Origin of the sequence: Actinophytocola sp. (assembly GCF_035762905.1) — a bacterium.
Classification (GTDB): domain Bacteria; phylum Actinomycetota; class Actinomycetes; order Mycobacteriales; family Pseudonocardiaceae; genus DASYTH01.
In genome coordinates this window covers 1-8,307 of record NZ_DASUCC010000160.1, presented here as the reverse complement: position 1 = coordinate 8,307, position 8,307 = coordinate 1, and the positions used below count along the sequence as shown (strand labels likewise).

Here is an 8,307-nt window from a genome sequence, read left to right as displayed (position 1 = left end):
GCGGTCTCGACCATGAGGACGTCCACACCGGCGTCCACCAGAGCCATGGCGCGCTTGTGCGCGTCCTCGCCGACACCGATCGCCGCGCCGCACAGCAGCCGGCCGTCGGGGTCCTTGGTGGCCATCGGGTACTGCTCGGTCTTCACGAAGTCCTTGACCGTGATCAGGCCGCGGAGCTTGCCCGCGCCGTCCACGATCGGCAGCTTCTCCACCTTGTGCCGGCGCAGCAGCCCGAGCGCGGCGTCGGCGGACACGCCGACCTGCGCGGTGACCAGCGGGCCCTTGGTCATGACGTCGCTGACCAGCTTGGTGTGGTCGACCTCGAAGCGCATGTCCCGGTTGGTGATGATGCCGACCAGCCGGCCCTCGGCGTCGGTGACCGGAACACCGGAGATCCGGTACCGGGCGCACAGGGCGTCCACCTCGGCCAGGGTGTCGGTGGGCGAGCAGGTGATCGGGTCGGTGACCATGCCGGCCTCGGACCGCTTGACCGTCTCGGCCTGCCGGGACTGCTCCTCGATCGAGAGGTTGCGCTGCAGGATGCCGATCCCGCCCTGGCGGGCCATGGCGATCGCCATGCGCGCCTCGGTCACCGTGTCCATCGCGGCGGATACCAGCGGGACGCGCAGGCTGACGTTGCGGGACAGCTTGGTCGAGGTGTCCACCGCGCTCGGCATGACGTCCGACTCCGCCGGCTGTAGCAGCACGTCGTCGAAGGTGAGCCCCAGCACGGCGAACTTGTGCGGGACTCCGTCGGCCATGAGCTCGCTGGTCATGATGTGTGGCAGACCTTCCTACCGCGGATCGAAGCGGTGGGGGATTTGTCGCGCCGAGTGGTCTTATCCATGGTATCTGGACACGGGGTTGACGCGGCCGGGTACCGTGCGTGGTCGTGGCGCACGACGCATTGCCCCCGGACCCCTTCGCGGACGACCCGGACGACCCCGCCCGGCTGTTCGACGAGCCCGACGACGACGCCCCGCCGATCACCGCGGACGAACGCGCCGAGCTCCTGGCCGACCTCGCGGACCTGTCCCTGTACCAGAACCTCCTGACCCCCCGCGGCGTCCGCGGCGTGGTGGTCGACTGCGCCGAGTGCCAGGACCCCCACTACCACGACTGGGCCCTGCTCCGCGCCAGCCTGGAACAGCTCCTCCACGACGGCCGCATGCGCCCCCACGAGCCCGCCTACGACCCCGACCCCGCCGACTACGTAACCTGGGAATACTGCAAGGGCTTCGCCGACGGCGCCAAGACCCACCTCCCCCGCTCCGCCCGCCGCTTCCGCTAGCCCGCCCGCATCGACTGGGCACCCGGCACGCAGCGGCACCCCCGCGACTCCCGCGACCGGAATCCGGGCATCTCACCTGCCGACCTGGCGTCTCGCCTACCCCCACCCGGCAACTCACCGGCTCCCACCGGCATTTCGGCTGGCCCACCCGGCATCTCGGCTGCTCGACTCGGTGACTCGCCGACCTGCACCCGGCAACTCAGCAGACCCACCCGGCAACTCGCCGACCTGCAACTGGCAACTCGGCTGCTCGACTCGGTGTCTCAGCTGTTCCACCCGGCAACTCGGCTGGTCCCCGGCAACTCAGCCGGCCCTACGGCAACTCACCGGCTCCCACTGGCAACTCAGCAGACCCACCCGGCACCTCACCGGCTCCCCACTTGCATCTCAGCTGACCCGCCCGGCAACTCGCCGGCCTGCACCTGGCGACTCGGTTGCTCGACTCGGTGTCGCGACTGCTCCACCCGGCACTCGGCTGGCCCCCCGCCCACCGGCAACTCAGCGGCTCCCACTGGCACTTCGGCCGGCCCACTCGGCATCTCGGCTGCTCCAGCCGGAAACTCGCCTACCTACAGCTGGCAACTCGGCTGCTCGACTCGGTGTCTCGGCTGCTCCACGCGGCAACTCGCCGGCCTGCACGTGGCGACTCGGTTGCTCGAGTTGGGGACTCGCCGAGGTCAGGGGGCGGTGCCGGTGAACGGGACGGGGTCGGGGTCGGGGTCGGCCTCGTTTTCGGTCTGGGGATGCTCGGCGCCGCGGCCGGAGTCGCCATTGGGGTCGATCTTGGGGGCGTCGGGAGAGCTGGTCTCCGTCTCAATGCGGCCGGGGTCGCTCGTGGTCGTGGTGGGGGTCGTCGTGGTGGTCGTCGGCGACGTGGTGGTCGGAGACGTGGTCGTCGGTGCGGTGGTGGTCGTGGTGCTGGAGGAGATTCCGGAACCCGGGTTCGGCACCGGCGATGCCGCGGGCGGCGGGACGGCCTCGTCCGCGGGGTTGCCGGGCAGCTTGGCCACCAGGGCGTCGTGTTGGGCCTTCAGGTCGGCCTGGCCGTCCTCGGTGGACACCGTCGGCAGGTTGACCCTTGCCTCGTCGAGCATGGACTTGGCCTCGGCCACCTGTCCGTTCTCCAAGGCCTTCTCGGCCTTGCTGAGGTCGGAGCGGACGGCCTGAGCGGCCTCGACCGAACGCGCGTGGTCGGAGTAGAGCACCCGGGCCAGGCCCCACAGGGTGTCGCCGGGCTCGGCGCCGCGAGCGGCCAGCCCGATGCCGGCGAACGCGATGGCGAGCACCGCGGCCGCGGCAGCCAGGGGGGCGATCAGACGGGGGCCGCGTCGCTGCCGGGTCCGCGCCGCCTGCACGGTGGCCACGGCGAGCTTCGGCTCCACCAGGTTCGCGATCGGCTCGGCATCCACGTCCTGCCGCCACGACAGCAGCAGGGCCGCGAGCCGGTCGTCGGCGAACCGGCCGTCCGGGTCGGGCTGTCCGCCACCGAGCGCGTCGAGGAACTCGTCGTCGGCGTGCACCAGGGAGAAGTCGATCGCGTCGTCGAGATCGGGCTGGTCGACCACGCCGGCGGTCCGCAGCAGGGACTCGATGTCGCTCGCTGGCTCACGCTCCGGCAAATCCGCCACTCAGACCACCTCCTCCGTGGACAACGACTTGCGTAACCGGGCCAATGCTCGGTGCTGCGCCACACGAACGGCCCCGGGCGTCGAGCCGACCGCCTCCGCTGTCTCCTCCGCAGACAGTCCGACTACCACCCGTAACAATACGATCTCACGCTGCTTATCGGGAAGGACCCGAAGCAGTTCGCTCATCTGCCTGGTGAGTTCCTGGCGGAGTGCGCGCTGCTCTGGACCCGCTTCCGTTTCCGGCCCATCTGGAACTTCGGCGACGGGCTCTGATCGGTTACGTCCCGCCGCCCGATGTGCGTCCGCGACCTTGTGTGCGGCGATGCCGTACACGAATGCCAAGAAAGGCCGACCCTGGTCGCGGTAGCCGGGCAGTGCCGTAAGCACCGCGAGACACACCTCCTGCGCGACATCGTCCGCCGAAGCGAAATTCCGTTCGTGTCTGCCTACTCGGGCGCGGCAGTACCGCACCACCAAGGGTCGGATCGACGCCAGCACGCGCTCGATTGCCCGAGGGTCGCCCTCGACGGCGGCGCTTACTGAAGCGTCCAGTCCGTCCCCCGATGTGGTCATCGCAGCGAGCAGCCTCGGTGTTACGTGTGGGTACGGTTCATGTGCCGTTACTGACGGGAGTCGCCCGTCCGACTCGCCGTCGTCTACCGTACCCCGCTCGATAAGACCCTTCATGGTGCGCCTGCCACCTGCCCCGGCGTTGGTGGGCGCGACGAACGCCGCGTTCTGCGGAGATTGTGCAGCAGGCACACGGCGCACGCGCAAGGCCGTCCTAGGAAACGAGTCCCCGGCGGAAGCCGTGAGCAACCGCCTGCGCCCGATCGCGCACGCCGAGCTTGCGGAACATGCGGCGGGCGTGCGTCTTCACGGTGTCCTCGGACAGGTAGAGCTCGCGCCCGATCTGCCCGTTGCTCTTGCCCATCGCCATGCCCCGCAGAACCTGGAGCTCGCGGTCGGTGAGCTGGACACCAGGGTCGGACGGCTGCCGAGGCGCCGGTACCGACGTGCTGGCCAGGGTGTGTGCGAGCGCGGCCACCAGCTCCGGCCGGGACGCGTCCCAGCGCAGGTAGCCACGGGCACCGCCGGCGATCGCCGCGGCGATGCTGCTCGCGTCGTCCGGTGCGCCGAAGACGATCACATTGGCCTGCGGATTGGCCGATACGAGCCGCCGGGTCGCCTCAACTCCGGTTGGCACCGCCCGCTGCGTGCCGACCAGCACGACATCGACCGGAGCTCTGGAGTATCGGGCGAGCAGCTCGTCACCGTGCGCTACACAGTCGATGCGACTGACGCCGGGAACAGCGGACATGACACGAGTGAGACCCTCGCGCACCCCGCGTCTGTCGTCGCAGATCAAGACCGTCGTCACGGGGACTCCTTCCTGCAGCCGAGTGACGTTCCAACTCACCTATCGGACGCAGAGAGCGCAACCTTGACCCGATCTGGTGGCAAATCTGCGAAGAAGTTCGCCCAGTTGTCCTAGCGGCCGTAATCACCCGGTCAGGGCACACAAATCGGGCACCCAGGGTGAGGATGCGGCGAGCCGCCGACCGATGGGGTCGGCACGCCGTAACACTGTGTGAAGAGCGTCGGCGGCGTGACGCCGATGCACCACCGCCGCTGATGGCTCCAGGCCCGCCAACAGCAGGGCGCACGGCCACACTAACGGCAGCAGTCCAAGGTCGGTAGCGGCCAGCCGGGCGTCGGCGAGTAGGCCGTTAGCGCGCTTCCGGTCTCCGGGGTCGCTCCGGGTGGCCAGCGCCGCGCCGAGGACCAGCGCGGACTTGATCCGGTGCCGGACCGATCCGGCGGCTCCGGCCAGTCCGGCGGCGGTCTCCGCGTGCGGCACCGCCGCCCCCGGCCGGCCACGGCCGAGCGCAACCTCGGCCGACACCCAGGCCAGCCGGATCGCCCCGCGCCAACCGGGATCGCCGAGCGCCCGCGCCCGGGACAGCAGCCGGTCGGCCTCGGTGAACCGGCCGTGCCCGAGCGCGTCGGCGGCCAGCCCGAGCAGCACGTCGGACCAGGCCTGCGCCGGGACGGCGGCGGGCGCCGCGGCCAGCCGGTGCAGCGCGGCGGCATCCAGCAGTCGAGCGGCCCCGTGCCCGCCGAGCTGGCGGCGGTGCGAGGCGAGCGTGCTGGCGGCCAGCGCGGCCAGGACCGGATCCGCCGCACCGCGCAGTCCGTCGAGCAGGGTCGCGGCCGCGGCGTAGCGGCCCTGCCCGCCGAGGACGACCGCGGCCAGCCAGCGGGACCGTGGATCGGCCGGAACGGCGGTGACGGCGAGGTCGGGACGGTCGCCGAACGCGGCCTCGGACAACGCGTCCATGGCCGGGGCGGTGCCTAACGGTTCGCCGGCGGACTCGCTCACTCGTGCCGCCCGCCGAGCAGCGCCTCGATCCGGTCGACCGCGCCGGGCAGGTCGTCAAGGTGCTCGACCCGGTCCGGCAGGGCGGTTGCGAACCACCCGGGGCCGCAGGCGAACAGCCGGATCGGCTGGCGGGTCCTCGGCAGCTCGTCGAACACCGTGGCCCAGGCGTACCGGGGCAGGTGCGCCCAGAGCGCGACGGCCAGCGGCGCGGTCCGCCGCACCGCGGAGGCCAGCGCGTCGGCCGGCAGGGCGGCGCCGAGCATCTGGGTGCCGATGCCCCGCCCGGCCAGCGCCGCCCGCAACACGTAGAGCGGCAGGCTGTGCCGCTCGTCGGGGACGCAGCACAGCAGCACCGGGCGGGGGTTGCGCGGTGCGGTGACCAGCGGGGTCGCCCCGATCACGGCGGCAAGGACGCACTCGTAGACCAGGTGCTCGACCTCGACGTACTCGCCGGACTGCTCCCACCGGCAGGCCACCGCCGCGAGCACCGGCCGGATCACCTCGGTCCAGGCGGTCTCCGCGCCCTTGGCCGCGATCAGGTCGGCGAGCAGTTGTTGGGCCGAGGTGGCGTCCATGGCCAGCGCGGCCCGGCCGAGGCCGCGGGCCCACGGGCACTTGCCGGGCAGGCGCAGCACCCGGCCGCCGGCCCGGACCGTACGGACACCGGCCGCCTCCGGGTCGGGGCCGGCCCCGTCGAGCACGACCGGCTCCGGCGCGAGCACGCCATCCACGGCCGGTGCCGGCGAGACGCGCAGCGCGTACTCGGCGGCCTCGGCCGGCGTGGCCCCGCGCAGCAGTGCCCGCTGCATCAGTTCGAGCCGGGCCACGTCGGCCGGGGCGTAGCGCCGGTGCCGGCCGGTGGTGTGGCCGCTCGGCCCGATCCCGTACCGGCGGTCCCAGGTGCGCAGCGTCGCGGGCGCGATGCCGAGCCGGCGCGCGACGGCGGCGACCGGCAGGGTCGGCTCCAGAATGGCGCGGCCGTCGAGACTCGCGGGGTGGGACATCGTCGGCACGCCCCCATCGTCGGGTGACGCCGCGTGTCCAGCAACCGGACGGTTGATCACGCTGCGTTTCTCCCCGGTTGCCGATCGGCTGAATTCCCCAGCCAATGAGTTGATCACCCTTGAACAAGTATTGGCGCGCTTCTAGCGTTGGGTAGTGCTCCAAATGGAGTAATCGCGCTCGGCTGTACCGACGAGGAGGCGGTCACGATGGCGGACACCCGCAGGCTTCCAGGCCCCAACGCGGATGTGTGGGACTGGCAGCTGGAGGGCTCCTGCCGTGGCATGGATAGTGCGTTCTTCTTCCATCCCGACGGGGAGCGAGGACCTGCCAGAGCGCGCCGAGAAGCCCAAGCCAAGGCCATCTGCCAGACCTGCCCGGTGCTGGAGCTGTGCCGACGGCACGCGCTGGCCGTGCACGAGCCGTACGGGGTGTGGGGCGGCCTGTCCGAGTCCGAACGCGAGGCGATCATCAAGACCGAGAAGCGCGCGCTCGCCACCGCCGTCACCTAACGGCCCGAACAACGCCGAATGCCGCACCACCGTTGGTGGTGCGGCATTCGGCGCTTTTGCTCTTGGTCCGGCCGATCAGTACCCGGGACCGTGCCCGTGGCCATGACCGTGGCCGTGACCGTTGCCCGCAGGCGACTCCTCGGCCTTCTTCTCCACCACGGAGCTCTCGGTGGTCAGCACCATCCGCGCGATGGAGGCGGCGTTGGTCACCGCGGAACGGGTGACCTTCACCGGGTCGACCACGCCGGCGGCCACCAGGTTCCCGTACTCCAGGGTGGCCGCGTTGAACCCGTGACCCCAGTCCAGGTCGCGCACCCTCTGCACCACGACCGGACCCTCGACACCGGCGTTGGCGGCGATCCAGCGCAGCGGGGCGGACAGCGCCTCGCGGACGATCCGGACCCCGGTCGCTTCGTCGCCGGTCAGGCCGAGACCGTCCTCGAGGTCGCGGGCGACATGCACCAGCGCGGAGCCGCCGCCCGGCACGATGCCCTCCTCGACCGCCGCCCGGGTGGCCGACACCGCGTCCTCGATGCGGTGCTTGCGCTCGGCCAGCTCGGTCTCGGTCGGCGCGCCGACCTTGATCACCGCGATGCCGCCGGCCAGCTTGGCCAGCCGCTCCTGCAGCTTCTCCCGGTCCCAGTCGGAGTCGGTGGTCTCGATCTCCTTGCGGATCTGGGCGATCCGCGCCGCCACGTCCGCCTTGGACCCGGCGCCGTCGACGATCGTGGTGTCGTCCTTGGTGACCACGATGCGCCGCGCGGAGCCGAGCACGTCCAGCCCGGCCTCGGAGAGCTTGATGCCGATCTCACTGGAGATCGACTTGCCGCCGGTGACGATGGCCAGGTCGTCCAGGAACGCCTTGCGGCGGTCGCCGAAGTACGGCGCCTTGACCGCGGCCGCGCGCAACGTCTTGCGCAAGGCGTTGACCACCAGAGTGGACAGTGCCTCGCCCTCGACGTCCTCGGCGACGATCAGCACCGGCTTGCCGGCCTCGGCGATCTTCTCCAGCAGCGGCAGCAGGTCGGCCAGCGCGGAGATCTTCTCCCGGTACAGCAGGATGAACGCGTCCTCGAGCACCGTCTCCTGGTGCTCCGGGTCGGTGGCGAAGTGCGCCGAGATGAAGCCCTTGTCGAACTGCACGCCCTCGGTGATCACCAGCTCGGTGGCCAGCGTCGAGGACTCCTCCACGGTGATCACGCCATTCTCGCCGACCTTCTCGATGGCCTCGCCGAGCAGCGCTCCGATCGAGGCGTCCCGGGAGGCGACCGTGCCCACCTGGGCGATGTTGTCCCGGCCCTTGACCGGCGTCGCCTTGGCCTTGAGCGCGGCGACGACCGCGTCGGAGGCGGCCTGCATGCCGGCGCCCAGCGCGGCCGGGTTGGCTCCGGCCGCCACGTTGCGCAGCCCGACCCGAACCAGGGCCTGGGCCAGGACGGTGGCGGTCGTCGTGCCGTCACCGGCCACGTCGTTGGTCTTGGTGGCGACGTT

At 71.5% G+C, this 8,307-nt stretch carries 9 protein-coding genes; 2 read left to right on the top strand and 7 right to left on the bottom strand.

All coding sequences use genetic code 11. From position 1 onward, the window contains the following. On the bottom strand, nt 1–776 hold a 776-nt coding region (gene guaB, locus VFV67_RS35635; protein WP_326475130.1), incomplete at its 3' end, for an IMP dehydrogenase. A 116-nt stretch (nt 777–892) separates the two neighbouring features. Here guaB and VFV67_RS35630 point away from each other — a divergent pair. Beyond that, on the top strand, nt 893–1,291 hold the full coding sequence (locus tag VFV67_RS35630) for a DUF5319 family protein (RefSeq protein ID WP_326475129.1): 399 nt from the start codon (nt 893–895) through the stop codon (nt 1,289–1,291). Nucleotides 1,292–1,968: 677 nt separating this feature from the next. On the opposite strand, the gene VFV67_RS35625 is transcribed toward VFV67_RS35630, so the two are convergent. From VFV67_RS35625 to VFV67_RS35605, 5 genes are all read right to left on the bottom strand, one after another. Further along, on the bottom strand, nt 1,969–2,919 hold the full coding sequence (locus VFV67_RS35625) for an anti-sigma-D factor RsdA (RefSeq protein WP_326475128.1): 951 nt from the start codon (nt 2,917–2,919) through the stop codon (nt 1,969–1,971). Further along, nucleotides 2,920–3,492, bottom strand: a complete 573-nt coding sequence (locus VFV67_RS35620; RefSeq protein ID WP_326475127.1) for a sigma-70 family RNA polymerase sigma factor — start codon at nt 3,490–3,492, stop codon at nt 2,920–2,922. Between the two features lie 211 nt (nt 3,493–3,703). Next, on the bottom strand, nt 3,704–4,300 hold the full coding sequence (locus VFV67_RS35615) for a response regulator transcription factor (protein ID WP_325160231.1): 597 nt from the start codon (nt 4,298–4,300) through the stop codon (nt 3,704–3,706). Between the two features lie 123 nt (nt 4,301–4,423). Next, entirely contained in the window at nt 4,424–5,260 is an 837-nt protein-coding gene (locus VFV67_RS35610) for a hypothetical protein (RefSeq protein ID WP_326475126.1), read from the bottom strand. A gap of 38 nt (nt 5,261–5,298) precedes the next feature. Then, entirely contained in the window at nt 5,299–6,306 is a 1,008-nt protein-coding gene (locus VFV67_RS35605) for a MerR family transcriptional regulator (protein WP_326475132.1), read from the bottom strand. Nucleotides 6,307–6,513: 207 nt separating this feature from the next. On the opposite strand from VFV67_RS35605, the gene VFV67_RS35600 reads away from it, so the two are divergent. Beyond that, nucleotides 6,514–6,816 carry a WhiB family transcriptional regulator gene (locus VFV67_RS35600; protein ID WP_326475131.1) on the top strand — a complete coding sequence of 101 codons (303 nt, stop codon included), beginning with the start codon at nt 6,514–6,516 and terminating at the stop codon, nt 6,814–6,816. 75 nt (nt 6,817–6,891) lie between these two features. Here VFV67_RS35600 and groL read toward each other — a convergent pair. Next, nucleotides 6,892–8,307 (bottom strand): chaperonin GroEL (gene groL / locus VFV67_RS35595; protein WP_326475125.1); only part of this gene is annotated, 1,416 nt, incomplete at its 5' end.

Bases quoted from the DNA above. Each gene is read 5' to 3' on its own strand.
- VFV67_RS35620 (WP_326475127.1), bottom strand. From the start codon at position 3,492: ATGACCACATCGGGGGACGGACTGGACGCTTCAGTAAGCGCCGCCGTC.
- VFV67_RS35610 (WP_326475126.1), bottom strand. From the start codon at position 5,260: ATGGACGCGTTGTCCGAGGCCGCGTTCGGCGACCGTCCCGACCTCGCC.
- VFV67_RS35605 (WP_326475132.1), bottom strand. From the start codon at position 6,306: ATGTCCCACCCCGCGAGTCTCGACGGCCGCGCCATTCTGGAGCCGACC.
- VFV67_RS35600 (WP_326475131.1), top strand. From the start codon at position 6,514: ATGGCGGACACCCGCAGGCTTCCAGGCCCCAACGCGGATGTGTGGGAC.